This is a genomic window from Acinetobacter sp. YH12108 (assembly GCF_013419055.1).
In the GTDB taxonomy this organism is placed as follows: domain Bacteria; phylum Pseudomonadota; class Gammaproteobacteria; order Pseudomonadales; family Moraxellaceae; genus Acinetobacter.
Genome location: NZ_VPAW01000001.1, coordinates 164,980 through 190,990 on the forward strand (window position 1 = coordinate 164,980; position 26,011 = coordinate 190,990).

General features: G+C 44.3%; 20 protein-coding genes and 2 tRNA genes. 12 read left to right on the forward strand and 10 right to left on the reverse strand.

All coding sequences use genetic code 11. The features are described from left to right. Positions 1 to 42: 42 nt before the first annotated feature. The 9 genes from FTU46_RS00885 to FTU46_RS00925 all read right to left on the reverse strand — a co-directional run bounded on the left by FTU46_RS00885 (position 43) and on the right by FTU46_RS00925 (position 10,494). Positions 43 to 846 (reverse strand): putative RNA methyltransferase, encoded by an 804-nt coding sequence (locus tag FTU46_RS00885; RefSeq protein ID WP_180104160.1) that lies wholly within the window; start codon positions 844 to 846, stop codon positions 43 to 45. A gap of 58 nt (positions 847 to 904) precedes the next feature. Beyond that, entirely contained in the window at positions 905 to 2,023 is a 1,119-nt protein-coding gene (gene mraY, locus FTU46_RS00890) for a phospho-N-acetylmuramoyl-pentapeptide-transferase (protein WP_180016598.1), read from the reverse strand. Then, a complete protein-coding gene (gene murF / locus FTU46_RS00895; RefSeq protein WP_180104161.1) occupies positions 2,024 to 3,427 on the reverse strand; it encodes a UDP-N-acetylmuramoyl-tripeptide--D-alanyl-D-alanine ligase in 1,404 nt (467 codons plus the stop codon). 8 nt (positions 3,428 to 3,435) lie between these two features. Then, positions 3,436 to 4,932: a UDP-N-acetylmuramoyl-L-alanyl-D-glutamate--2,6-diaminopimelate ligase gene (locus tag FTU46_RS00900; RefSeq protein ID WP_159122697.1), complete on the reverse strand. Its 1,497-nt coding sequence runs from the start codon at positions 4,930 to 4,932 to the stop codon at positions 3,436 to 3,438. Positions 4,933 to 4,943: 11 nt separating this feature from the next. Continuing rightward, positions 4,944 to 6,767, reverse strand: a complete 1,824-nt coding sequence (gene ftsI / locus FTU46_RS00905) for a penicillin-binding protein PBP3 (RefSeq protein WP_159122698.1) — start codon at positions 6,765 to 6,767, stop codon at positions 4,944 to 4,946. Positions 6,768 to 6,782: 15 nt separating this feature from the next. Beyond that, positions 6,783 to 7,115: a cell division protein FtsL gene (ftsL, locus tag FTU46_RS00910; RefSeq protein WP_034702206.1), complete on the reverse strand. Its 333-nt coding sequence runs from the start codon at positions 7,113 to 7,115 to the stop codon at positions 6,783 to 6,785. 10 nt (positions 7,116 to 7,125) lie between these two features. Continuing rightward, the gene (gene rsmH / locus FTU46_RS00915) at positions 7,126 to 8,037 is read right to left on the reverse strand and encodes a 16S rRNA (cytosine(1402)-N(4))-methyltransferase RsmH (RefSeq protein ID WP_180104162.1); all 912 of its coding nucleotides are present in this window, start codon (positions 8,035 to 8,037) and stop codon (positions 7,126 to 7,128) included. Between the two features lie 190 nt (positions 8,038 to 8,227). Continuing rightward, positions 8,228 to 9,247 (reverse strand): sulfate ABC transporter substrate-binding protein, encoded by a 1,020-nt coding sequence (locus FTU46_RS00920; RefSeq protein WP_159122700.1) that lies wholly within the window; start codon positions 9,245 to 9,247, stop codon positions 8,228 to 8,230. 242 nt (positions 9,248 to 9,489) lie between these two features. Beyond that, positions 9,490 to 10,494 carry a sulfate ABC transporter substrate-binding protein gene (locus FTU46_RS00925; RefSeq protein ID WP_180104163.1) on the reverse strand — a complete coding sequence of 335 codons (1,005 nt, stop codon included), beginning with the start codon at positions 10,492 to 10,494 and terminating at the stop codon, positions 9,490 to 9,492. Between the two features lie 390 nt (positions 10,495 to 10,884). Between FTU46_RS00925 and FTU46_RS00930 the strand changes: the two genes are divergently transcribed. The 6 genes from FTU46_RS00930 to FTU46_RS00955 all read left to right on the forward strand — a co-directional run bounded on the left by FTU46_RS00930 (position 10,885) and on the right by FTU46_RS00955 (position 14,296). Next, positions 10,885 to 11,190: a hypothetical protein gene (locus FTU46_RS00930; RefSeq protein ID WP_180104164.1), complete on the forward strand. Its 306-nt coding sequence runs from the start codon at positions 10,885 to 10,887 to the stop codon at positions 11,188 to 11,190. Positions 11,191 to 11,329: 139 nt separating this feature from the next. Further along, positions 11,330 to 12,838 (forward strand): glutamate--tRNA ligase, encoded by a 1,509-nt coding sequence (gltX, locus tag FTU46_RS00935; RefSeq protein WP_180104165.1) that lies wholly within the window; start codon positions 11,330 to 11,332, stop codon positions 12,836 to 12,838. Positions 12,839 to 12,895: 57 nt separating this feature from the next. Continuing rightward, a tRNA-Ala gene (locus FTU46_RS00940) sits at positions 12,896 to 12,971 on the forward strand. A gap of 36 nt (positions 12,972 to 13,007) precedes the next feature. Further along, positions 13,008 to 13,083, forward strand: a tRNA-Glu gene (locus tag FTU46_RS00945). A 143-nt stretch (positions 13,084 to 13,226) separates the two neighbouring features. Continuing rightward, complete coding sequence (locus tag FTU46_RS00950) at positions 13,227 to 13,568, forward strand: hypothetical protein (RefSeq protein ID WP_004787163.1); 342 nt, start codon at positions 13,227 to 13,229, stop codon at positions 13,566 to 13,568. 317 nt (positions 13,569 to 13,885) lie between these two features. Beyond that, positions 13,886 to 14,296, forward strand: coding sequence for an SEL1-like repeat protein (locus FTU46_RS00955; protein ID WP_180104166.1), 411 nt, complete (start codon positions 13,886 to 13,888; stop codon positions 14,294 to 14,296). Between the two features lie 43 nt (positions 14,297 to 14,339). Here FTU46_RS00955 and ettA read toward each other — a convergent pair whose 3' ends face one another. Then, complete coding sequence (gene ettA, locus FTU46_RS00960) at positions 14,340 to 16,001, reverse strand: energy-dependent translational throttle protein EttA (RefSeq protein ID WP_005233568.1); 1,662 nt, start codon at positions 15,999 to 16,001, stop codon at positions 14,340 to 14,342. A 319-nt stretch (positions 16,002 to 16,320) separates the two neighbouring features. Here ettA and FTU46_RS00965 point away from each other — a divergent pair, with 319 nt between their 5' ends. The 6 genes from FTU46_RS00965 (at position 16,321) to FTU46_RS00990 (ending at position 26,009) form a co-directional block, all read left to right on the forward strand. Next, positions 16,321 to 17,598, forward strand: coding sequence for an O-acetylhomoserine aminocarboxypropyltransferase/cysteine synthase family protein (locus FTU46_RS00965; protein ID WP_159122704.1), 1,278 nt, complete (start codon positions 16,321 to 16,323; stop codon positions 17,596 to 17,598). Between the two features lie 294 nt (positions 17,599 to 17,892). Continuing rightward, entirely contained in the window at positions 17,893 to 18,780 is an 888-nt protein-coding gene (locus FTU46_RS00970; protein WP_004787173.1) for an SDR family NAD(P)-dependent oxidoreductase, read from the forward strand. Between the two features lie 215 nt (positions 18,781 to 18,995). Beyond that, on the forward strand, positions 18,996 to 19,778 hold the full coding sequence (gene hisIE / locus FTU46_RS00975; RefSeq protein ID WP_180104167.1) for a bifunctional phosphoribosyl-AMP cyclohydrolase/phosphoribosyl-ATP diphosphatase HisIE: 783 nt from the start codon (positions 18,996 to 18,998) through the stop codon (positions 19,776 to 19,778). 19 nt (positions 19,779 to 19,797) lie between these two features. Further along, complete coding sequence (locus FTU46_RS00980; RefSeq protein WP_034590271.1) at positions 19,798 to 21,300, forward strand: AAA family ATPase; 1,503 nt, start codon at positions 19,798 to 19,800, stop codon at positions 21,298 to 21,300. Positions 21,301 to 21,339: 39 nt separating this feature from the next. Continuing rightward, complete coding sequence (locus FTU46_RS00985; RefSeq protein WP_180104168.1) at positions 21,340 to 22,734, forward strand: AAA family ATPase; 1,395 nt, start codon at positions 21,340 to 21,342, stop codon at positions 22,732 to 22,734. Between the two features lie 437 nt (positions 22,735 to 23,171). Then, complete coding sequence (locus FTU46_RS00990; protein WP_180104169.1) at positions 23,172 to 26,009, forward strand: monovalent cation/H+ antiporter subunit A; 2,838 nt, start codon at positions 23,172 to 23,174, stop codon at positions 26,007 to 26,009. The last annotated feature ends 2 nt before the right edge of the window (positions 26,010 to 26,011 follow it).

Genomic DNA, 26,011 nt, shown 5'->3' on the forward strand with positions numbered 1-26,011 from the left:
ATCCCTCAATAATGAGGGATTATTTATTTCTAAATAACCGATTTACTTCTTCTGAAATACATAAATCTGGAATTGGGCCATTAAATCGAATTGATCCTGCTGCTCAAGTGCCAAACGGCGTTCAGGTTTGGCTTTATAAGCATAGGGAGTCATAGCAATCAGGTTTTTTAAATCCGCTTGAGGCAAAGTCATTGGCGCATCAATCACCTGTTCACTTACCAGATTAAATACATCCTGCAACTGCTCAACAAATTTCTGTGGCTCGTGTGCTTTCACTTCCTCAAATAAGGCTTCACGCATCGCGTACAAATGTTGTGGTGCAGGCGTCACTACCATCAAATAAGATTTTGGCTTTAATACCCGCAAGATTTCCTGTTTCGGAATCGGGCTAAATAAGCTGGTACAGAGATCAATGAATTGATCCAATACCGGCAAGGTTGCCCCTGTCCCTACCACCCAGGTAATTTCTTTATTCAGTTTAGCTGCAACCTGAACTGCATTTTTGGCAATATCTACGCCGACACATTGCATTACTTCAGCCTGCATGGCATTGGTGTAATAACCTTCGCCACAACCAATATCGAGCAGATTTTCAATCCGCAGCTCACGGATTTTCTTAACCACAGCCTGTTGCAAAGGCGCATAATGACCTGCACTCAGAAATGCACGGCGTGCCTGCACAGATTCAGGCGTATCACCTGGATTTTTACTATGTTTATGCTGCACCACATGCAAATTCACATAACCCTGCTTGGCTACATCATAGCTATGCTGATTGTCACAGCGCCATGTACGTTCATTTAAGCGTAACTGCTCACGACAAACAGGACACATCAGTAGGTTCATTTTTAAATTTCTCCAAAACAAAAAAGCCGGCATGCGCCGACTTTTTCAAATGCATTTCTTAGCGTAATTTTAAGGTCATTAGACCCAAAACTACCAGCATAATCGTAATAATCCAGAAACGAATGACGACTTGAGTTTCACGCCAACCTTTCTTTTCATAATGGTGATGCAAAGGTGCCATCAGGAATACACGTTTATTACGCATTCTTAATGAACCGATTTGCAGGAAGACTGAAATTGCTTCCACCAGGAATACACCTGCCATAATCGCAAACACGATTTCCTGACGCACCATCACAGCAATCGTACCCAGCATTGCACCTAAAGATAACGCCCCTACATCACCCATGAACACTTGAGCTGGGTGAGCGTTATACCAGAGGAATGCCAGACCGGCACCAATCATCGCAGCGCAGATCACTACCAGTTCAGAAGAATATTTTACATAAGGGATATGTAAGTAGTTAGCGAAACGTACATCGCCTGCCAGATAAGCAAATACCCCTAAACCTGCCGCAACCAGGACAATTGGCATAATTGCCAGACCATCCAGACCATCAGTCAGGTTTACGGCATTGGATGCACCATTAATCACGAAGTAAGTGAAAATAATGAAGCCAATTCCCAGCGGAATCACAGACAATGGAATGGTGTGATCCTTAAAGAATGGAATTAACACATCCAGCATATTGGCAGTCACTACCGGATTCGGTTGCTGCTGGGCGATCACATACAGCGCAATACCAGCACCCAAAGAACCCACTGATGTCCAGAAGAATTTCTTACGTGCAGGTAAACCGGCATTGTCTTTATAACGGATTTTAATCCAGTCATCCGCCCAACCAACGGCACCAAAAATCACCATCACCGAGAGCACAATCCAGACATAAGGATTCGTCAGGTCCGCCCACAGTAAGGTGGAGATCCCGATCGAGAGCAGGATTAATACCCCACCCATGGTCGGTGTGCCCATTTTCTTGGCATGATTCTCAGGAGCAAACGAACTTACTGCCTGACCATATTTTAGTGCCTGCAATTTGCGGATCATGATCGGACCCAAGACCAAACCGATAGTCATAGCGGTCAAGACGCTGAGCAAAGCACGTAAAGTTAGATAACGAACCACCTGAAACGTGCTATCAAAGCCCGCCAGCTGGTCAAATAGCCATAACAGCATTTAGAGTTTCTCCATCAATGCAGCCATTAATGTTTCCATATGGGTAAAACGCGACCCTTTAAATAGAAAAGACATTGGCTGGGGATGATGTGTTTCAATCAAATCAATTAAAAATGGTAAAGCCTGCTCCTGATTGAGGAAAGCCTGCATCTTCTTACCATATTGCGTACTACGTGCACCTTCTTGTGCAGCTGGAGCAAATTCACCCACAGCCACCACAAAATTAATGCCTTTGACCGATACCAGATCCCGACCAAGTTTATAATGCTCGATCGCGGCAGATGAACCCAGTTCACCGATATCACCGGTCACCATCACTCGAATACCCTGCTGCTGCGCTAAAACTTCAGCCGCTGCACGCATCGAGCTTGGATTGGCATTGTAGGTATCATCAATAAATAAAAAATCTTTGTGCGGAATAAAGTTCAAACGACCTTTGGCACCAACAGCCTGTTCAAGGCCAGCCACGATATCATCCAGACTAATACCAATTGCTAAAGAAAAAGCCACCGCTGCAGTTGCGTTTTGCACATTGTGTTCACCAGCAAATGGCAGATTTACGGTTTTACTGCCTTGCGGTGTATTTAGTGTGAAAGTCGCAGATTGCGGATGTAGTTCTACGTCAGTTGCATAGACATCACCGCCCTGACCAAAACTCAAAGTTTTCTCAGTTTTGACGGCTGCACGGATTTGCTCGGCATAATCATCAGCTGCAGGCACAATCGAAGTTTCAGAAATATGCGAATAGATTTCAGACTTGGCGCGACAAATCCCATCACGGCCACCAAACTCACCTAAGTGTGCGGTACCGATATTAATGATACCGGCCACATGCGGCTGTACCAGGTTGGAAGTGTAATCAATTTCACCCTGATGGCTTGCACCCAGTTCCATCACTGCATACTGATGTTCAGCACACAGTTCCAGCAACATCATTGGGACACCCAAATCATTATTCAGGTTACCGCGAGTGACTAAAGTCGGTGCCAGACGTGACAAGATACTGCCCAGCATTTCCTTGGTCGTGGTTTTACCGCTACTGCCTGTCAAAGCAATGACTTTAAGCTGTGAGTTTTGCTGACGACGATAAGCGCCAAGATGACCCAGTGCCAGACGAGTGTCTTCAACTACTAGCTGGCAAATCTCTGCGTCAACAGGTTGGCTGACAATCGCGATTCCACAGCCCTTCTCAGCCACTTGGGCGATAAAGTCATGCGCATCAAAACGCTCACCTTTCAATGCCAGAAAAGCATCACCTGCTTCGGCATGACGGGAATCAGTTAAAATCCGCTTAATCTGGCCTTCAGGTTTTTTATCATTCAGCCAATAACCCTGAGTGGCTTGCTGTAACTGTTCAATTGTCCATGGCTCTAGAGGCACGGTACTTGTTGTTGAAGTATGCATGTAAAATCCTAATGCGCTGGAAATGCTAAATCACGGTTGTGATGCTGGGCATCAATCGCGGCCTGTACCTCGACCACATCATCAAACCAATGTCGCACCCCATCAATCTCCTGATAATTTTCGTGTCCCTTACCGGCAATCACCACAATGTCACCTGGCTGTGCCTGGTCGACTACAAAGCGGATTGCTTCACGACGGTCATGAGTTTCATGATAGGTTTTGCCTGAAAAATCGATACCCTGCTTCATGTCAGCGAAAATCTGGTTTGGATCTTCAGTACGTGGATTGTCCGAAGTCAGCACTGCAATATCAGCACCTTCGAGGGCCGCTTGAGTCATCAACGGGCGTTTGCCACGATCACGGTCACCGCCACAACCAAAAGCAACCCAGAGTTTTTGACTGACATGGCGCTTCAGCGTAAGCAAGACCTGAGTGAGGGCATCTGGAGTATGTGCATAATCCACAACAAATAAACGCTCATCATCACGAATGACCTGCATACGGCCTGGGGCACCTTTCAGCTCGGGCACAGTTGCAATTAAATCGGCTAATGCAAAACCGGCTTGCTCTGCCACAACCAGGCTGGCAACCAGATTTTCGATATTAAAATGACCCAGCAAAGGACTATGCACAGTAAATGTATCTTGTGCAGTGATCAGTTTGAATTCAGCACCGGAAATACTGTACTGGATATCCTGAACCTGATAATCAGCTGCTTGCGACAAAGAATAAGTCAGAATTTTCGGCTGATTCGGATTGGCTTTTGCAGTATTCAGCATCACCTCTGCATGTGCGTCATCAATATTGATGACTGCAACTTTCAGAGATTCAAAGCTGAATAAACGCGATTTTGCTTCTGCATAAGCTTCCAGCGTACCGTGATAGTCGAGATGGTCACGACTTAAATTGCTATAAGCCGCAATTTCAATCGCACAACCATTCAGACGGCCCTGCTCCAGACCATGCGAACTCGCTTCAATTGAAGCAAATTCCGCGCCTGCCTGTGCATAGGCATGCAAGGCATTTTGCAATTGCAGGGCATCCAGTGTGGTATGAGAAGAGGCTTCCAGATTCGGCAAAACACCATTCCCTGTAGTCCCCATAACTGCACAAGCTTTGCCTTGCAGCATCAGCAACTCAGCAACCAGACGGGAAATTGTGGTTTTACCATTGGTACCAGTTACGGCCAGAATACGGGCAGCCTTGACTGGCTGAGTCGCTTGCAGATAGCGCTTTTGCCACTCGCCCATCAAGTGACGGACATTGGGTACTACCAAAGCTGGAGTAACACCTAGCTCTTGTTCTGAAATTACGGCCAGTGCACCCAATGACAGGGCTTTTTTGGCATATTCTGCGGTTTTTTCAGGTTGAGACAAGCTGGTCAGGGCAATAAAAATTTGCCCCAGTTTAACTTTGCGGCTGTCCAGTTCGAAACCCTGAAAGGATTGTCGCATCCATTCAGCAGGTTCTTGAACGGCGTAGAGATCTTGAAATGTAATGGACATTGATCACCTATTTACTGGACTTTGGGAGATTCTAAAGGTTTGTCCAACGGGACATTTAGCAGGCGTAAAGATTCCTGCATCACACGGGCAAAGACAGGTGCAGATACCGTACCACCATAATAAGACCCTTGCGGATTTTCCACGACCACCACCATAGCAATACGCGGATCACTCACGGGTGCTACACCAGCAAATAAAGCACGGTATTCACTAGTTGAATAACCTTTACGGTCGGCACGCAATTTATGCGCAGTACCCGTTTTACCTGCAACACGATAACCAGGTACGGTTGCACGGGTTGCTGTACCACCAGGCAAAGTTGCTGTTTCCATCATCAGCAGAACCTGTTCTGCGATTTGTGGATCAATCATCTGCTCGCCTTGTGGCTGTTCTTCTAATTTATACAAGCTTAAAGGCACTTTCACACCTTTGTTCGCCAGCATGGCATAGGCATCAGCCAGTTGCAGCACAGTCGCATTCAGACCATAACCATAGGCCATGGTTGCTACTTCAGACACATTCCATTTACTTGGCGGCAGAATCAGACCGGAACTTTCACCCGGAAATTTCACTGCGGAACGCTGACCAAAACCAAGACGTTTATAGAAAGTCGGTAAAGTTTCATACGGCAGTGACAGAGCTAATTTAGCTACCCCGACGTTTGATGATTTCTGGATAATCCCACCCAACGTCAACTGACCATAGTTATGCGTATCACGAATAGTGTGGTTTCCGACCCGCATACTACCTGGACTCGTATTGATGACCGAATTGGCCGTATATTTCCCGCTCTCTAGAGCCATCGCCACAGTTAGCGGCTTCATGGTTGAACCCGGCTCGAAGGAATCGACAGCGCCACGATTACGCATTGCGTCTTTATTTAATAAGCCATTCTTGTCATTCGGGTTATAAGAGGGCCAAGAAGACATTGCCAGAATTTCACCGGTTTTAACGTCGACTGCAATCGCTGTTGCGGAGCGGGCATTATTGGCGACGCCTGCTGCAGTCAGTTCACGATACATAATGTACTGTAAACGTGAGTCGATACTCAGGGTAATGTTTTCACCTGGCTCAACTTCTTTAATCACTTCCGGTTCTTTAACGCGGTTGCCTTTTTTGTCACGGATAATCTGCTGTTCACCATCCTGACCGGCAAGACGGGTATTCAGCTGCATCTCCAGACCTTCGATCCCAATTCCCTCACTATTGGTCAGACCAATAATCTGGGAGTTTGGCTGGGGCTGAGGATAATAGCGCTTATAGTTTTTCTCGGTATACACACCTTGGAAATTACGCTTCATGATCAGTTCCGCCTGTTGTGGCGGCACTTCTTTTTTCAGGATCAGATAACGTGAACGTGGACGCTCTTCCATCTTTTTGCGCAATTCAGCACGATCCATGCCCACTGCATCAGCCAGCTCATCCAGATTCAGGTTTTTATCTGGGAGCTGGCGTTTTAGTTTACGGCTATTCGGCTCTTTCTGTAGTGCCAGCATGGTTTCATCATAGAGTTTTTTATTATCAAAATAGTCACGTGGGTCAATCACGATTTTCATAATCGGCGTACTGATCGCCAGCGGAATACCATTACGATCATAAATTACGCCACGCATGGCCTTGATGGTATTGGTTCGTAAAATATTGGCATTGGCTTTATTTTGCAGAAAGTCTTTATTGATAATCTGCACATAGAAAGCTCGGCCGATCAGTGTCACAAAACACAGCAGCACCACGGCCCACATGATGTAAAAACGGTTGATATAAACATTTAAGGCATTTTTCTCGGTGACGGACTGCTTTTTACGTACCGGTTGCTTCTTTCTCTTGTCTACCATGTTCGAGCGCTAGCCTTATTTTTTCTCATCTGAAGGTTGTGGTAAGGAAATCACGACACTCTGTGAAATCGGAGGTGAATACATCCTTAACTGGGTCACTGCACGGGTACCAATCTGCGCGGTCGCACCAAAGGTCTGCTGTTCAATCAGCAAACGTCCCCACTCTGCATTCAAATCATCCCGTTCACGCAGATAGGTACTTAGTTTGCGGTTATCCTGACGGTATTCAAAGACCTGGAAGACGACAAATACCGCACTGATAAAGACCATCAATATCAATATGAGGTAAACAATGACTTTTTTCAGCCATAACTTTTCTGTTTTTTTATCAACCACTTCAGTTTTCATGATGTGCCTATTAAGCTAAACGTTCTGCCACGCGCAGCCATGCGCTACGTGAACGAGGATTGGCTTTAACTTCCTCATCACTTGCCTTGACCCGGGCGATTTTCTTTAAACGTCGCGTATCCTTTTGTTGTTGCGGCATTCCCCAGCCTGAATCTTCTTCAAGCGTTGATTCTTTTTGAATAAACTGTTTAATCAACCGGTCTTCTAATGAATGAAAGCTGATCACAGCCAAACGTCCCTCTGGTTTTAAAATCTCAACCGCTTGAGGGAGGAAAGTTTCAATATCTTCTAATTCTTTATTAATAGCAATACGAATTGCCTGGAAAGTTCGGGTGGCAGCATGTTTATTTTTTTCCCATTTTGGATGGGCAACTTTCACAATTTCCGCCAGTTTGGCTGTGGTATCAATATATCCGGCAGCCTTGATCGCTTTGGCTATACGACGACTATAACGCTCTTCACCATACTGAAAAATCACATTGGCCAGTGCTTCTTCTTCAATATCCACCAGCCATTCTGCTGCAGTCGGACCTTGCGAGTTGTCCATACGCATATCCAGCGGGCCATCTTTCATAAAGCTGAAACCGCGTTCTGCCTGATCCAGCTGCGGTGAAGACACCCCTAAGTCAGCCATCACACCATCTACACTTTCAATACCCTGCTCAGCTAGTGCCTGTTTTAAATCAGCGAAGCTGGCATGGATAATTTTAAAACGTGAATCTTCCTGTTCCAGTTCTGCGGCAACAGCCAATGCTTGCGGGTCTTTATCGAAAGCGTAGACGCGTGCATTTTCATCCAATTTGGAAAGCAATAAACGTGTATGCCCACCGCGGCCAAAGGTTCCATCCACATAAATTCCCGTATTGCGACCAGCCAATAAGGCATCAATCGTTTCGTGAAGTAATACAGAAATATGTGACATAAAAACTCAATCAATAGGGCGAAAAATTTAACTGCACATTATCACTCTGTTTAGCTAAAGCTCCAAACGACTTTTTGTAGATAAATATTAATTTCTATAGAGAAAACCGTTTTTATTTTTCGACAGCCGATAAAAAAGCCTCCATCGAGGAAGCTTTTTTATATTTTAAATTTATTTTCTAATCAACAGATTAACGCTTCGAGTTATAGATCTGGTCGAAGATTGCGCCATTCACAAAGTGAGTTTTCTGTGCATTGGCCCAGCCACCGAATACTTCATCAATGGTAAAGGTTTTAATTTTTGGGAACTGTGATGAATATTTGGCTAATACTTTCTCATTACGTGGACGGTAGAAATGTCGTGCTGCCATGTCCTGACCAAGTGGAGAGTAAAGATAGTTGATATAACCTTTAGCTAACCATTTATTGCCATTTTTATCCACTGTACGATCTACGATGGCTACAGAGGGTTCAGTCAGAATGGTCAAAGATGGATAAACGATATCAAACTTATTTTTACCGAGAGTTTTTTGTGTTACTAGGGCTTCATTTTCCCAAGTTAACAACACATCACCAATATTACGTTCAGCAAATGTGGTCATCGATGCACGTGCAGCAGAGTCCATCACTTTTACGTTTTTATAAAGCTTGCCGACAAATTCTTGGGCTTTGGCTTTGCTACCACCCGGCTGTTTCTCTGCATAACCCCAAGCTGACAGATAGACCCAACGTGGCAAACCACCAGTTTTCGGATTTGGTGTAATAATTTCTACACCCGGTTTAGTCAGATCTTTCCAGTCTTTAATTCCTTTGGGGTTATCCTTACGCACCATGAAGACAATCGTTGAAGTATAAGGTGCAGAATTATGCGGGAACTCTTTTTGCCAGCCTGGCTGAATCTGACCAGATCTTACGATCTCTTCAATATCGTTTGCCAATGCCAAGGTCACCACATCACCTTTTAAACCGTCGACCACAGAACGCGCCTGTTTACCTGAACCGCCGTGTGACTGTTTAAAGTTCACATCAATACCGGTTCGTTTTTTCCAGTAGGCCCCAAAAGATTTGTTAAATTCATCATAGAATTCGCGAGTCGCATCATAAGAAACGTTCAGGAATTCACGATCCGCAGCTTGGCTTGCAGTTGCAGTAAATGTCAGACCTGTTGCCAATAAAGCAGCACTAACCAGTGATTTTAATTGAGTTTTCATAAGAGCATCGGGAGATTATCTTCATTAGATATAACTATATGAAATAAAATTATTTTTCGCAATTGAGCAAACAAAGTGCATACAGGGTAATATTTAGTTATTTTTTGTTTTAATTTCATGTTTTATATAATAAAAATATCTAGATTAAAGGCTTATTCTATTTTTATAGCATTTTATGCTTTAGATATAAAAAAAACGGATAATAAATTATCCGCTTTCTACTTATGGTTCAGTAATTAGAATTATTTACGGTTTTCCGCAGAGATTTGATCGTAGATGGCTCCATTCACAAAATGGGTTTTCTGCGCTTTTGCCCAGCCGCCAAAGACTTTATCAATAGTAAAAGTCTGGATTTTTGGGAATTGCGCCGCATATTTTGCTGCTGCTTTGGCATCACGTGGACGGAAGTAGTATTTCGCTGCCAGCTCCTGCCCTTTTGGTGAATATAAATAGTTTAAATAACCTTTAGCCAAATTGCGGTTGCCGTTTTTATCTACGGTCTTGTCGACAATCGCCACTGAAGGCTCAGCCAGAATAGAAATTGAAGGATAAACAATTTCATATTTATCTTTACCCAGACCTTGCGTAGCCAATAACGCTTCATTTTCCCAAGAGAGCAATACATCGCCGATTCCGCGTTCAGCAAAGGTCGTTAAGGAACCACGCGCACCTGAATCCAGTACTTTGACATTGGCATAGAGTTTTTTCACCAGTTCTTTGGCTTTGGCATCATTACCACCCGGCTGTTTCAAGGCATAACCCCAAGCCGACAAATAAATCCAGCGCGGTGCACCCCCAGTTTTTGGGTTTGGCGTAATAATTTCAACGCCTGGTTTGGTTAGGTCATTCCAGTCTTTAATCTGTTTTGGATTGCCTTTACGAACCAGAAATACAATCGTAGAGGTATAAGGAGCCGAATTACTTGGGAACTCTTTCTGCCAGCCCTTTTTGATTAAGCCTGCATTGACGATTTCTTCGATGTCATTGGCCAGCGCCAAAGTGACTACATCGGCCTGCAAACCATCCACCACAGAGCGTGCCTGTTTGCCTGAACCCCCATGCGACTGTTTGAAATTGACCGCTTGCCCGGTTTTCTGTTTCCAGAACTTACCAAACTCTTCGTTATATTCCTGATAGAATTCACGGGTCGGATCATAGGAAACATTGAGAAAGTCTTTAGCAGCATAGCCAGGAATGGCACTTCCGCCAAGTAATACTAAAATAGTAGAAGTTATTATCTTTTTCATGATGGGCACTCATTGCTAATTTACCCAGCACTATATAAACAAAAAAATTACTTAACAATCATGTGTTTATAATATTTTATCCAATCATATTCTATTTTTGATATATATGCTCACAATTCATTTCGGATACATTTTCCCCTAAAAATTTAATATCCTGCTACAATATAAGACAGTTCTTCACGATCTCTACACAGTTATCTGTTACAAATAGGCAACTTAAATGTGGAAATCCTGAGATTTAGTAATTTTCCACAGAGAAATATTAGTTTTTTGTAAAAAATGTGACTTGGTTCTACTTTTTCATATCTGAATGTGATTAGATTGTAGCCAGTATTATAACAACATTTTTAACAAAACAAGATTAACCAGAGCCAAGGAGGAAGTTTGGATATGAAATTTAAAATATTTACAGCCAGCATCCTAAGTCTTATCACGCTGTTCTCGATTCAACTTGGTCATGCCGTAGTTGTGAAAACAGAGCTACCTAAAGCCTCTGTAACTGCAATTGAAGTGAAAACCTCACCAATTGAAAAAGCAATTCAGCAACATAAAGCTGATAAAAATGCTTTTCATACTGAGGATGAACTTAAAGCGCTGACTGCGTTCAAATCAAATCCGACTCAAAGCTTTTTTGCAGCTCAAAACCTGCGCTTTACCCGCTTTGTGCAAAGTATCTTTTCTCCGAGCAATTCATAAGACTTAGTTTTAGTTCTCCACATTCGTTATATTTTGCTCATCCTGAAAAGCCGCATCATTCAATGTTGAATAAAGCATTAAGTGATGTGGCTTTTTCGTTATAATAGCTGCAATTTTATATTTAAGATTAGATCCGGTTATGACTGTTCGTACTCGTATTGCACCTTCTCCTACCGGTTTCCCGCATGTGGGAACTGCCTATATTGCCCTGTTCAACCTGTGTTTTGCCAAACAGCACGGTGGCGAATTCATTCTTCGTATTGAAGATACGGATCAGCTGCGTTCTACTCCTGAATCTGAAAAAATGATTCTGGACTCCCTACGCTGGTTAGGCCTGAACTGGTCAGAAGGCCCAGATGTCGGTGGTCCACATGCACCGTACCGTCAGTCAGAACGAATGAGCATCTATAAAAAATACGCAGAAGAACTGGTAGATAAAGGTCATGCTTTCTACTGTTTTGCAACAGCGCAAGAACTGGATGAAATGCGTGCTGAACAGCAGGCTCGTGGCGAAACTCCACGCTACGATGGCCGCGGTCTAAAACTGTCTAAAGAAGAAGTGGCACGTCGTCTGGCAGCTGGTGAACCGCACGTGATCCGCATGAAAGTGCCGACTGAAGGGGTATGTACCTTTAATGACATGCTGCGCGGTGAAGTAGAAATTCCATGGGCGCAAGTCGACATGCAAATTCTGCTAAAAACGGATGGTCTGCCAACTTACCATCTGGCAAACGTGGTTGATGATCACCTGATGCAAATTACCCATGTGATTCGTGGTGAAGAATGGATTCCATCTGCACCAAAACATCAGTTGCTGTATAAATACTTTGGTTGGGACATGCCAGTCCTGTGCCACATGCCTCTACTGCGTAACCCGGACAAATCAAAACTGTCTAAACGTAAGAACCCAACTTCAATCAATTACTATAAAGACATCGGTGTATTGCCAGAAGCGTTGTTGAACTATCTGGGCCGTATGGGCTGGTCAATGCCAGATGAGCGTGAAAAATTCACTTTGGCTGAAATGATTGAACACTTTGATATTAACCGTGTCTCTCTAGGTGGTCCAATCTTTGATGTTGAAAAACTCAACTGGTTGAATGGTCAATGGATTAAAGCCCTCTCTCCTGCTGAACTGTTAGATACCTTACTGGCCTGGAAAGCAGACCGTGCCAAACTGGAAGAAATCGCTGCTGCAATTCAACCACGGATCAATCTGCTGTCTGAAGCAGTGAACTGGTCAGCGCATTATTTCAACCATTTCCCGACTTTGACTAAAGAACAGTTCGAAAGCAAAAAACTTTCTGAAGAACAAGTGCGTCAAAGCCTGCAATTTGCGATCTGGCGTCTGGAAAGCCTGTTCACCTGGAACAATGACACTGTTAGCCAAACGTTGATGGATTTGGCGAATCAGATGGGCATTAAATTACGTGACTTTATGCCAGCGTTCTTTATTGCGATTGCCGGTTCAACCGCTTCTACCCCAGTCATGCAGACCATGGTCACTATTGGTCCGGATCTAACTTTTGCCCGTCTGCGCCACGCGCTGGAAGTGGTCGGTGCTCCTAGCAAGAAAGAAGTAAAAGCTTGGGAAAAACTGAATGAGAGTCTGAAACTGCCGAAAAATGAAGCAGTTGATCAAGCTTAATTTATTTTTTAGTTGACGTCTAAGCGTTATATCCATAATATAGCGCTCACACAGACTGGGGTCATAGCTCAGTTGGTAGAGCGCTACAATGGCATTGTAGAGGTCAGGAGTTCGATCCTCCTTGACTCCACCAAATAAGTCTTGCTTTACCTGTGTATTTGCCTCATTTGTCCCTATCGTCTAGAGGCCTAGGACATCGCCCTTTCACGGCGGTAACCGGGGTTCGAATCCCCGTAGGGACGCCATATTCAAGATGGCAACATCTTAATAAAAAACCCAAGCATTGTGACTTGGGTTTTTTATTGTCTGTCTGTTTTATATTGGCGGTATTTCGGTTTTTGCGTATCTTCCGATAAAATAATCAGTAATTTAGAATTTTGGAGTTGTAATGCAATATCGTTGCCCTAAATGTCAAAGCCCAAAAATCATGCCTGTGGCTCAGCCAGGTCAACCAGCGGCGCGTCCTGTCGTGCCTAAAAGCCTGATCATGCTGGTGCCTGCCCTGTTTGTATTATTGCTATTGGTCATCATTAGCATCGCGATGTGGATTTTTGGAGATGGTGCAGGTACGACTTTACAGACCGCCACTGTGATCGTGTTTATTATCTGTCTGATCGCAGGCTTCATGTTCTATAAAGATTTGCCTGATTTTAAAATTTCTATGCAGGCTTTCATGCAAAGCCAAAAGAAATGGAAATGCCGTGAATGCAATCATGAGTGGGAAATCTGATTTCTATAGTTCACTCATTTTCAAAGCTAAAAATCTTGCATGCTTATGCAAGATTTTTTTATTAGTAAAACTAAATTTTCTACCACCCAATATTAAAGTGTCGACTAGAGCAATAAATTCATATTTTTTCTAATTTACTTCACTTTTAAAATGAAGTTTTTTTATTTCTACTGCTTGTTTTTGCTCATTAAATACACAAAAATATCAACATGAGACTAAAAGTATGTAATTCATTACCGAAATAAAACCGCTTTATATTGTAGTCTTTAGTGGATAGTTTAATTAATTGTTAATAATGGCAAAGGTGAGGAATAAAAATGCTTAAACTTAAAAAAGTCATACATTTTCTGTTTTCTCATGACAAGCCTACGGGTTCAGAAATGGAAAATTATATTTCTGAAGCAGACACCTATTATCTGGAAGCTGTACAGTTTGAAAAGCTTTGCCATGTTTTAAAGCAACGCCAAGCTGAACATTTTCAAATTGCGCAGCTAGAGCAGCAAGAAAATTATCAACGCAATGCTTTCTGGAACTACTTAAGTGCAGCCACGCGTGGACACGCCGAAGCGCAATATAGACTGGGTAAACACTTTCTTAAAGGTAGTCTAGGTTTAGATCAGAATTATTTTCATGCTGAAGAATGGCTGAATAAGGCTAAACAGCAAGGTCATTTAAAAGCTGCGCGGCTGTTATCAAATACTTATAGCCAAATGAGTGTCCAATATTAAAGAAAAAAACCAGCCCAAAGGCCGGTTTTTTTATGCGCTTTGATTAAGCACCAATTTTTCGGTATTTCTGACGCTTCGCTGCCAGATCATCGCCATATTTCTTACGGCGATACTCTTCAAACTCGGTATAGTTACCGGTGAAGAATTCTGGAGTCTCATCTTCAAATGACAAGATGTGAGTCGCAATACGGTCCAGGAACCAGCGGTCATGCGATACCACCATCACACAGCCCGGGAAGACCAGAATTGCATCTTCTAACGCACGTAAAGTTTCTACGTCCAAGTCGTTTGATGGTTCATCGAGCAGGATTACGTTCGCACCTTGTTGCAGGATTTTCGCAAGTTGTAAACGGTTACGCTCACCACCTGACAATTCACCTACACGTTTTTGCTGATCTTGGCCTTTAAAGTTAAAGCGCCCAATATAAGCACGAGATGCAATTTCGTAATCGCCCACTTTCAGGATATCCAGACCGCCAGACACTTCTTCCCAAACGGTTTTATTGTCATCCAGGGTGTCACGAATCTGACCCACATAAGCAACTTTTACAGAATCACCCAAAGTCACTGTACCAGTATCGGGTTGCTGTTCGCCCGTCATCATACGGAACAGTGTAGTTTTACCTGCACCGTTTGGACCTACGATACCGACAATCGCTGTTGGTGGTACTGTGAAAGACAAGTCTTTATACAACAGTTTGTCACCAAAGGATTTGCTGATCCCTTCAACCTCAACCACCTTGTTGCCCAGACGTGGACCAGGTGGTATGTAAATTTCAGAAGTTTCGTTACGTTGCTGGAATTCACGAGAGTTAAGCTCTTCGAAGCGTTCCATACGTGCTTTGTTTTTCTTCTGCTGGCCTTTCGCATTTGAACGAACCCATTCAAGCTCTTTTTTCAATGCTTTAGCAAACGATTCTTCCTGCTTGTTCTCTTGTTCTAAACGCGCATTTTTCTGTTCCAGCCAAGAAGAATAGTTACCTTGGTAAGGAATACCATGTCCACGGTCAAGCTCCAGAATCCACTCGGCCACGTTATCCAGGAAGTAACGGTCGTGCGTAATCGCCACGATAGTGCCCGGGAAGTCTTTCAGGAAGCGTTCCAGCCAAGATACAGATTCTGCATCCAAGTGGTTGGTTGGTTCGTCAAGAAGCAACATGTCTGGTTTAGACAGCAGCAAACGGCACAATGCAACACGACGGCGTTCACCACCTGAAAGCATGGTTACATCTGCATCCCATGCAGGCAGATTTAATGCTGCTGCAGCCTGTTCCAGCTGGTTATTCAGGTTATGCGCATCCCAAGTCTGGATAATTGCTTCCAGTTTTTCCTGCTCTTTTGCTAGTGCATCGAAGTCTGCATCTGGATCTGCATAGTCTGCAAATACCTGATCAAGGCGCTCTAATGCATCAAGTGCTTCACGTACGCCGTCTTCAACGTTGCCACGAACGTCTTTGGTTGGATCAAGTGGTGGTTCTTGCTCGAGGTAACCAATTTTGATACCCGGTTGCGCACGTGCTTCACCAGAGAAATCTTTATCTACGCCCGCCATAATACGAAGCAAAGTAGATTTACCTGCACCGTTCAGACCAAGCACACCAATTTTTGCGCCTGGGAAAAATGATAAGGAGATATCCTTGAGGATTTCGCGCTTTGGCGGAACCATCTTGGACACTCGGTTCATCGTATAAATATATTGGGCCACGTAGGACTCCTCAATTGAAAAACCAAATGGGGGAAGAAACAAACTCCCCCTGCTCAATCATGAGCGAAAAAATAATCGGCTATTATACGCAGAAAGTCTTCAAAACATAAGCCATTCACGTGAAGTTAATGCCTTGTTACAAGTTTAATCCTGTTTATTTTTCAAACAGCATTTCTGACACCTAAACTTGCATTATTTTATTGATGCTATATCGTTAATTAAGATATTCATTTGAATAAATATGCACTTTTCTTCATATTTCAAGTGCTAATATTTGAGCAGTTTCATTACAGCTAAAAACACAAGAAGACCAACGATCATGACTCATAAAGCAGAAACTTTAGCGATTCACGCAGGCTATAGCCCGGAACCTACTACTAAAGCTGTAGCAGTGCCAATTTATCAAACCACCTCATATGCCTTTGACAATACTCAGCACGGTGCCGATCTGTTTGACCTGAAAGTTCAGGGCAATATTTATACCCGCATTATGAACCCTACCACAGCGGTGCTAGAACAACGTATTGCAGCTCTGGAAGGCGGGATTGGTGCGCTGGCATTGGCTTCGGGTATGGCTGCGATTACCTATGCGATTCAGACCATTGCTGAAGCGGGTGACAATATTGCTTCGGTGTCCACTTTATATGGTGGCACCTATAACCTGTTTGCGCATACGCTGCCTAAACAAGGGATCGAAGTTCGCTTCTTTGATTATCAAGACCCGGAAGCATTACGTGGCCTAATTGATGACAAGACCAAACTGGTTTTTGTGGAATCAATTGGTAACCCGCTGGGTAATATTATTGACCTCGAAGCGATTTCCAAGATTGCGCATGAATATGGCGTACCAGTCATCGTTGATAATACGGTTGCCACCCCAGTCCTACAAAAATCTTTTGATTTCGGTGCCGACATCGTGGTGCATTCACTGACCAAATATATTGGTGGTCATGGGAATTCGATTGGCGGCATTATCGTGGATAGCGGTAAATTCCCATGGGGTCAACATGCCGAGCGTTTCCCTGCTCTGAATACACCTGATCCGAGTTATCACGGTGTTAATTATGTTGAAGCTTTAGGTGAAGCGGCGTATATCGCGCGTGCTCGTGTCGTACCTCTGCGTAATACCGGGGCAGCGATCAGCCCGCAAAATGTATTTTTAATTCTGCAAGGCTTGGAAACTTTGAGCCTGCGTATGGAACGTCATACCGAAAATGCGCTGAAGGTTGCAGAATATTTGCAACAACATCCAAAAGTAAAATGGGTCAATTATGCCGGTCTGAAAGATCACCCGCAGCATGCTTTGGCACAAAAATATGTGAAAGGTAAACCGTCTGCCATTCTGACTTTTGGTGTAGAAGGTGGTCGTGAAGGCGGTGCCCGTTTTATCGATGCCCTGCAACTATTCACCCGTCTGGTCAATATTGGGGATGCCAAGAGTCTGGCCTGCCACCCGGCAACCACCACCCACCGCCAGCTCAATCCTGAAGAGCTTAAATCAGCAGGTGTGAGTGAAGATATGGTTCGCTTATCGATCGGAATTGAACACATTGATGACCTGATTGCGGATCTGGAACACTCTCTCGCAGCAGTTTAAGCCTCATTTTAAAGCAGAAAACTCCAGCAAAAATGCTGGAGTTTTTTTATTTATTTTTTGAATACAATCACTTGCTTTGTGATTTATTTTCATGATAAAAATCAATTGAAACGGCGAACACAAATAGAGCAATTACTCTAATTTTTATTTTATTTTCAATAGTTTAATGTATAGATTTTCTTAAATAATTAGTTATCATATTAGTACTCATCTTCGCTCTTATCTCTGTTAGAGCCATCTTTGATTTTTAATAAAAATAATTTGAACGCAGTCTTCAAATTAGGGATAACAAACGTGAAAACTAGACTACAGAAACAATTGGAAAAACGTATTGCAGGTAAAACTGTTCTCATTACAGGCGCATCCAGTGGTATAGGTTTAACGACGGCACATCAGTTGGCAGATGCTGGCGCACATGTTTTACTGGTCGCGCGTACCAAAGACACCCTAGAACAAGTAAAAAAAGAAATTGAATCCAAGGGCGGTAAAGCTTCAGTATTTCCATGTGATCTCAACAACATGGAATCCATTGATGAAGTGTCCAAACAGATTATTGCTTCAGTCGACCATATCGATATCCTGATTAACAATGCGGGTCGCTCGATTCGCCGTGCGGTGCATGAATCAGTGGATCGTTTTCATGATTTTGAACGTACCATGCAGCTGAATTATTTTGGTGCAGTACGTCTGGTGATGAATATCCTGCCGCAAATGATGATTCGCCGTGCAGGTCATATCATCAATATCAGCTCGATTGGTGTATTGGCGAATGCCACCCGCTTTTCGGCTTATGTCGCATCTAAAGCCGCACTGGATGCTTTCAGCCGCTGTCTGTCTGCAGAAGTCCATTCACATAAAATTGCAATCACTTCAATTTATATGCCTTTGGTTCGTACACCAATGATCGCACCGACCAAGATCTATAAATATGTGCCTACCCTGTCTCCGGAACAGGCAGCTGAACTGGTTGCTTATGCGATTGTGAAACGTCCGAAGAAAGTCGCAACCAATTTGGGACGTCTGGCTTCGATTACCTATGCGATTGCACCAGACATCAATAATGTCCTGATGTCGATCGGTTATAACCTGTTCCCAAGCTCTTCAGCATCAGTGGGTCAGCCACAAAAACTGAACTGGGTACAAAAGGCCTATGCGCGAATCTTCCCGGGTGAGCACTGGTAATTTCGTCAAGAATATTCTGGCCGCCTAAGGGCGGCTATTTTATTTCTGTACTTTAGAGATTCAATTGCTCAGGTTTATAATCTGAATACACCCAACGACACATCCTGTCTTTTCAGGCACAGATTTTTGCCGCAAATGCGACGAGATCACGTACACTATGGACGGATATTTCCTATCCATCTTTTTATATTCTGATTCAATTAATGGAAACCCTTATGAACAACGTGCAATGGCTCGATGAAGTAAAATTTAACGAACAAGGTCTGATCCCTGCCATTGCCCAGCACCATCAAACTGGTCGTGTATTGATGGTCGCCTGGATGAATCGTGAAGCGCTGGCTTTAACTGCCGAAAGAAATCAGGCAGTATATTTCTCCCGCTCACGCAATAAGTTATGGCATAAGGGCGAAGAATCTGGCCATTTCCAGACTGTGCATGAAATCCGTCTGGACTGTGATGCGGACGTAATTATTTTACAGATTGAACAGCATGGTGGTATTGCCTGCCATACTGGTCGTGAATCATGTTTCTACCGTAAATTAACCCCAAATGGCTGGGAAATTGTGGATGTACAAATCAAAGATCCTGCTGCAATTTACGGTGAAAAATCAACAAATCCACATACCCTTGCTATGAATGCCTCAACTGCTCAGTCTGAACAGGTTGAAGTATTATCATACTTGGGCGAGATGATGGCAGAGCGTAAGAAAGCTGATCCGGAATCCTCTTATGTGGCCAAGCTGTACCATAAAGGTTTAAACAAGATTCTGGAAAAAGTCGGTGAAGAAAGCTTTGAAACCGTGATCGCGGCTAAAGATTTCAAAACTGAAGCCTCTGAAGACAACAAGAATGACCTGATCTATGAAGTAGCTGATCTGTGGTTCCATACCATTGTCATGCTTGGTTATTTTGACCTTGATCCACAACTGGTCCTGAATGAACTGGCACGCCGTCAGGGTCTATCCGGTCTGGTTGAAAAAGCCAATCGTCAACATTAAGTCGTGAATGAATCTACCTGTGTCTGATCTGCAAAAACCCAAAGCGACCTATGAGCAGGCCACTGCCATTGATAACGCACGTCTGGGAAAATCTTTTAAAGTCATTGCCTATGCGGGCACAGGTAAAACTACGACCCTGCAAATGATCAGTGATGCCATGCCGGAACGGCGCGGCATGTATCTGGCGTTTAATAAATCCATTGCCTCAGAAGCACAAAACAAGTTTCATCGTGGTGTCGACTGCCGTACGTTTCACTCCCTGGCTTTTCGCAGTGTTCCACGTGGAGTCACGGATAAACTACGCCTACCGCGTTTAAGTCCAAGCTTTATTGCCAAAGAATATCGCCTTGAACCGATGACCTTGCGCCGGATGATGGGCGGACGTTATGAAAAATATGTACTGATGCCTTCGCGTCTGGCCAGTCTGGTTGCGAACGCAGTCGGCTATTTCTGCTCGACCAGTTCGCAATATCCCGCCCCGCGACATATTCAGGCACCGAGCTGGCTACACCCAGATGATATTGAAGCATTGCAAAAGAAACTTTATCCAGCAGTTGAACGGCGTTGGTTAGAGTCAATTGATCCCAATCATCAGGCCGGGATTGGGCATGATATTTACCTGAAACTTTGGGCATTGTCTGAGCCCAATATTCCTGCCGACTATGTGCTGTTTGATGAAGCACAGGATGCCGACCCACTGATGCTGGGAATTTTGCTAAAACAGCGTAGCACTCAGGTCATCTATGTCGGCGATGCGCACCAGCAGATTTATGCCTGGCGTGGCGCAGTGAATGCCATGCAGCAGCTGCCGCTACCCGAATCTCGTCTGACCACTTCCTTCCGTTTCGGGCCTGAAATTGCGCTGAATGCTAATGCGATTTTAGGAGCATTGAATGAAACCGTGCCCCTACTCGGCAATCCGCACTTAAATTCCAAAGTGGTCAATAAACCGCACACTAAATTACGCGATGCGATTCTATGCCGGACCAATGCGCGTGCTATGGAACTATTACTTGCCGGTTTAGTACGTGGCGATAAAGTCAGCCTGCAAGCGGATCATGTCAAACTGAACCGTTTTGTTGATGCCGCTGCGATGCTGAAACAGGGCAAGCGTGTAGTTGATGTGCCTGAACTGGCCTGGTTTAACTCATGGCATGATGTACACGAATACTGTGAGACCAATGAAGGCAGTGATATCAAGCCTTTAGTCAAACTGGTCGATGAACATGGCACTGATCCCCTGAAAACTGCCCTCGCCAAAATCACCCCAATCGGACAAGCGGACTACATCATCTCTACCGCGCATAAGGCCAAAGGTCTGGAATGGGATCGCGTTCATATTGAAGATGACTACCAGTTCAAGCTGAATGAGAAAGACCATAAAATTAGTGACGAAGAGTTACGTCTGCTGTACGTGGCCTGTACTCGTGCTAAAGTAAGCTTAAATATTCATCACATTTATGACCTCATTCAACAACTGAAAATCAGGATGCCACAGTCACTGCGCCAAGCCGTCGGCTAAGGTAAAACATAGATGTAAAAATCACGCTACAGGTGATCCATGCACATCGAAAAAATACAACTCAAACATGCTCTGCACTTTTCCAATATCCAGCTCGATTTTGATTTGCAAAAATCACCTGTGACTTTAATTCTGGGTGATCAGGGTTCGGGTAAAACCACCTTGCTGCGCTTAAGTTATCAGGCTTTGACCTGGTTTTCTGCACGTTTTCGTGACTTGCGTACCGCAGGTTTAAGCATGCTGGATCAGGATATCCTGCAAAACCGCCTGCAATCCAAAATTGATATCCAGGTGCGTTTTCATGATGATTTAGGATCATTGCCTGAATCAGCACAGGGAGAAGCAGCCCCTGCCCAATCCTGTTCCTGGCAGTTATACAAAACCTTAAATAGTCAGGGAATTGGCTTTGCCAAAGCGGAAACCCAGCAACTCGATGCCATGGTGAATCTCTATCAAAAGGCAAGACAACATGACCCTTTGCTCGGTCTGCCTATGGTCGCCTATTATCCGGCTGAACGCTTCGTCAATGAAATCAATTTACTCAGCAAAAATAATCAGGCCATTTTTCAGACTGCGCATGCCTATGAAATTACTGCTATCCCTTTTACGACTTTTGCACGTTTCTTTGAATGGTTTCGTGAAATCAGTGATATTGAAAATGCACAAAGTGCCAAGATCATTGACCAGATTCTAGATCAGGCGCTACAGCAATCGGATGATATACAGGCAGATCAGCTGGTCCAGCAAATTGAAAAAGCTAAAGCACATATGCATACACCGAGCCTGACTGCCTTGCGTGAAGCTTTATCCATTGTACTACCAGAACTTAGCCAGATTTATCTGGACTACCAGCCCAAGCTGCAATTGATGGTGCGTTATCAGGATCACACCTTTAGCTTTCAGCAGTTGTCGAGCAGTATCCGGAACTGGATTGCACTGGTGGGAGATGTTGTACGGCGTCTTTGTCTGCTTAATCCGCACAGCTTATTTCCCTGTCAGGAAGGTACTGGCATTTTACTGATTGATGAAATTGACCATCAACTGGATCAAGATATGGCCGCCGTCATTTTATCGCGTCTGCATCAGGCGTTTCCTAACTTGCAGATTATTGTGACTGGAAATCGGCCGGAATTGCTGGAACAGGCTCAGGATTTTCAGTGTTTAAAACTGGAAAATAAACAGCTGCATCCTATCCATCTGAATCCAATGCAGGTTCAGTATGATCATTTCTATGCAGAGTTGCCGCTTGAGATGAGCCAAAATCATTCAGATATAGAAAAAGTTGAAGATGCACTTCAGGAACCAGAAACAGTCAACCTGACGACTCAGTCTGTTCTGCAACTAATTCAGGATCAGTTAAGCGCAGAACAGCAACAGGAACTTCTACAGCTATTGAGTCAGGATAATTCACAAAGCCTGCCTCAATCTTCTTAACTAGTGCTGAAACGATAATGCAATTTAAAAATTAAAATCAGGATGCAAGAATAGGTTTTGATTTTCTGCATTTCTGATCAAGAAGTTATAAATTTTTATCAATAAATGCAGGGAGTTTGATCTTTATTTTCGGTCAAATTTGTACGAGATGTTCAAGCATGCACCCCATATCAAAACCAAGCTTACGTATAATCTACAAGTTCTACATAAAAACATTGATGTTGTGGTTATCCTGTAATATGATCGGTTTTACTTGCAATTTTCGTTGTAAAATCGGAATTTGCTATCGTTTATAAGTTGCGCAATACAACTGTTTTATTCTGTTTGAATATCATTCTGGCTTTCAAGATCGAGAAGTTTTGGGTCGCTCTTTGCGGTCCTGTAATCCTTGAAAGATAAAGATTCACCCTAGGTTGACCTTAACCTATATCACGACAATGGATACGAGTGTGCTGCCAATTATTATATTGTTACCGTTAGTATTAGGCACAACCCTTGTCTCGTGGCTGAAGCAATTTTCACGCGGGGTAACGGCTTTAGGAGCAATTGCCGTCAGCCTCAGCAGTTTCTTATTACTGTTGAGTCAGGCGCCTGCTGTATTTAATGGAACGGTAATTACCCAGACCTGGTCCTGGCTACCCCAGCTTGGAATCGATTTCAGTTTCCGGCTGGATGCTTTGGGCATGCTGTTTGCTCTGCTGATTAGTGGGATTGGTACCCTGATTTATATCTATGCCTATTACTATCTCAGCCCTAAAAACTCCCTGAGTAAACTGTATTTCCTGCTGATGCTGTTTATGGCAGCGATGCTCGGCATTTCATTGTCTAATAATCTTCTGATTCTCCTGATCTTTTGGGAACTCACCAGTATTTCTTCCTTTCTGCTGGTTGGTTACTGGAGCAATTACGAAGCGGCCCAACGCGGCTCACGCATGGCTCTAACCATTACCGGGATGGGCGGCTTATCTATGCTGGGTGGCTTTATTCTGCTCGGACAGATGACGGGTACCTATCAGATTGACCAGATTCTGATGATGGGCGAACAGATTCAGGCGCATGCCCTATTTGTACCGACATTATTATTAATTTTACTCGGTGCTTTTACCAAAAGTGCGCAGTTCCCGTTTCACTTCTGGTTACCAAATGCCATGGCAGCACCGACGCCGGTGTCTGCCTATCTGCACTCTGCCACCATGGTCAAAGCGGGCCTGTTTTTAGTCGCACGTTTATTGCCGATTTTTGCAGGCGCGGCACTGTTCCATAATATTGTTACTTTTATCGGGTTATTTACCCTGTGTGTGGCAGCGTTCTTTGCCATCTTTAAAGAAGATCTGAAAGGTCTGTTGGCCTATTCAACTATTAGCCACTTGGGCCTGATCATGTGTTTGCTGGGTATTGGCTCACCACTGGCCGTGGCAGCAGCAATTTTCCATATCATTAACCATGCAACCTTTAAAGCTGCCCTATTCATGATTGCCGGGATCATTGACCATGAATCCGGTACTCGTGATCTGCGAAAATTGTCTGGTCTTTGGCAAATGCTGCCTTTTACCGCAACACTGACTATGATCACCGCCGCCTCCATGGCTGGTATTCCATTAACCAATGGTTTCTTGTCCAAGGAAATGTTCTTTACCGAACTGGTCGCAAACTTAAGTGGCCCAGTCATGGTCGGTGCTGCTATTGCAGGAACACTGGCCGGGATTTTCGCTGTCGCCTATTCGATTCGCCTGGTACATGGCGTGTTTTTTGATGGTCCGTTAGGCCAGCAAGTCCCAAATAAAGATGCGCATGAGCCGCCATTTGGTATGCGTGCACCGGCTATCTTACTGGCTTTTCTGTGTATTGCAGTTGGTCTGTTACCAGGATTGCTGGTCGAAAAGATTGTAAATAGCACCACACAAGCGTCAACCCAGAATTTCGCCTTTGAAGGAACTCACCTCGCCCTCTGGCACGGTATTAATCTGCCTTTGGTGATGAGTATCATCGCGATATTCGGCGGTGCAATTTTCTATTTTGCACTGGCCAAAGGCGGCGCAATTCGGGAAATTGATCTGGATCCGAAATTGGGCAAAATGCAAGGTCGTGTACTGTTTGATCTGTTCCTGAAAAATCTGTTACTGAATTCAAGACGTTTCCGCCGTGCGACTGAAAATGGCAAACTGCAAAGTTATATTTTGTGGACGGTGCTGTTTACCATTGGTCTGGTGGGCTATCCACTCGTCGTCAATGGGATCGACACCGGTAGCCGCGAACTGACCCATGCACCAGTTCTGGCCATCGTTCTATGGTTACTGCTGTTCTCAGCCTGCTGGATGATGCTGTGGTTCCATCATGAACGGATTAAAGCCATCCTGATCAGCGGTGCGGTCGGTCTGGTCGTCACCATGGTTTTCATTGGTTTTTCAGCACCCGATCTGGCTTTGACCCAGATTACAGTCGATGTAGTAACGACGGTTCTGCTACTAATGAGCCTGTCACTCCTGCCACAATTAACGCCTTATGAATCCAGCCCGACCCGACGCTGGCGAGATGCAGTGATTGCAGTCTGCGGAGGTCTAGGAATTGCAACAGTTGCCTGGCTAGTTATGACACGTGACCATAATTCAATTTCCTGGTTCTTCATCCAACAATCGATTCCGCTTGGTGGCGGTACAAACGTCGTCAATGTAATTCTGGTCGATTTCCGTGGTTTCGATACCTTCGGCGAGATTACTGTACTCGGGATTGCTGCCATTGGGGTACTGAGTCTGATGGACGGTATGCGTGCTCATGGCACCACTATTACCCAAGGCCTGACTTACCGTTTTAACCCCTCCCCTTTGATGCTACGAATTACTGCATCATGGATTTTACCGGTAGCACTGGTGGTGAGTCTGTATATCTTTATGCGCGGCCATAATCTTCCGGGTGGCGGTTTTATTGCCGGTCTGGTCACCTCATTGGCCTTGATCATTCAATACGTTGCCATTGGTCAGGATCATGCAGAAAAAATGCTGGGAGCTAAATCTGGACGTCTCTATGAAATCTGGATTGGTGTCGGCCTGACTATTGCAGGCCTAACCGGTATCGCAGCCTGGTTCTGGTCACGTCCATTCCTGACCAGTGCCCATATTCATGTCCATCCGCCATTACTTGGCGATATGCATTTAGCTTCGGCTGCACTATTTGATGTCGGTGTCTATGTCACCGTAGTCGGTGCAACCATGCTGATGATTTCCGTTCTGGGTGACTCCCGTCACTCCAGTATGACTGGCCCAGTACCAAGAGGATAATA

What these genes read in the sequence shown, in the direction of transcription:
- FTU46_RS00885 (WP_180104160.1), bottom strand. Translation starts at nt 846, where the DNA reads ATGAACCTACTGATGTGTCCTGTTTGTCGTGAGCAGTTACGCTTAAAT.
- mraY (WP_180016598.1), bottom strand. Translation starts at nt 2,023, where the DNA reads ATGCTGTTATGGCTATTTGACCAGCTGGCGGGCTTTGATAGCACGTTT.
- murF (WP_180104161.1), bottom strand. Translation starts at nt 3,427, where the DNA reads ATGCATACTTCAACAACAAGTACCGTGCCTCTAGAGCCATGGACAATT.
- FTU46_RS00900 (WP_159122697.1), bottom strand. Translation starts at nt 4,932, where the DNA reads ATGTCCATTACATTTCAAGATCTCTACGCCGTTCAAGAACCTGCTGAA.
- ftsI (WP_159122698.1), bottom strand. Translation starts at nt 6,767, where the DNA reads ATGGTAGACAAGAGAAAGAAGCAACCGGTACGTAAAAAGCAGTCCGTC.
- ftsL (WP_034702206.1), bottom strand. Translation starts at nt 7,115, where the DNA reads ATGAAAACTGAAGTGGTTGATAAAAAAACAGAAAAGTTATGGCTGAAA.
- rsmH (WP_180104162.1), bottom strand. Translation starts at nt 8,037, where the DNA reads ATGTCACATATTTCTGTATTACTTCACGAAACGATTGATGCCTTATTG.
- FTU46_RS00920 (WP_159122700.1), bottom strand. Translation starts at nt 9,247, where the DNA reads ATGAAAACTCAATTAAAATCACTGGTTAGTGCTGCTTTATTGGCAACA.
- FTU46_RS00925 (WP_180104163.1), bottom strand. Translation starts at nt 10,494, where the DNA reads ATGAAAAAGATAATAACTTCTACTATTTTAGTATTACTTGGCGGAAGT.
- FTU46_RS00930 (WP_180104164.1), top strand. Translation starts at nt 10,885, where the DNA reads ATGAAATTTAAAATATTTACAGCCAGCATCCTAAGTCTTATCACGCTG.
- gltX (WP_180104165.1), top strand. Translation starts at nt 11,330, where the DNA reads ATGACTGTTCGTACTCGTATTGCACCTTCTCCTACCGGTTTCCCGCAT.
- FTU46_RS00950 (WP_004787163.1), top strand. Translation starts at nt 13,227, where the DNA reads ATGCAATATCGTTGCCCTAAATGTCAAAGCCCAAAAATCATGCCTGTG.
- FTU46_RS00955 (WP_180104166.1), top strand. Translation starts at nt 13,886, where the DNA reads ATGCTTAAACTTAAAAAAGTCATACATTTTCTGTTTTCTCATGACAAG.
- FTU46_RS00965 (WP_159122704.1), top strand. Translation starts at nt 16,321, where the DNA reads ATGACTCATAAAGCAGAAACTTTAGCGATTCACGCAGGCTATAGCCCG.
- hisIE (WP_180104167.1), top strand. Translation starts at nt 18,996, where the DNA reads ATGAACAACGTGCAATGGCTCGATGAAGTAAAATTTAACGAACAAGGT.
- FTU46_RS00985 (WP_180104168.1), top strand. Translation starts at nt 21,340, where the DNA reads ATGCACATCGAAAAAATACAACTCAAACATGCTCTGCACTTTTCCAAT.
- FTU46_RS00990 (WP_180104169.1), top strand. Translation starts at nt 23,172, where the DNA reads ATGGATACGAGTGTGCTGCCAATTATTATATTGTTACCGTTAGTATTA.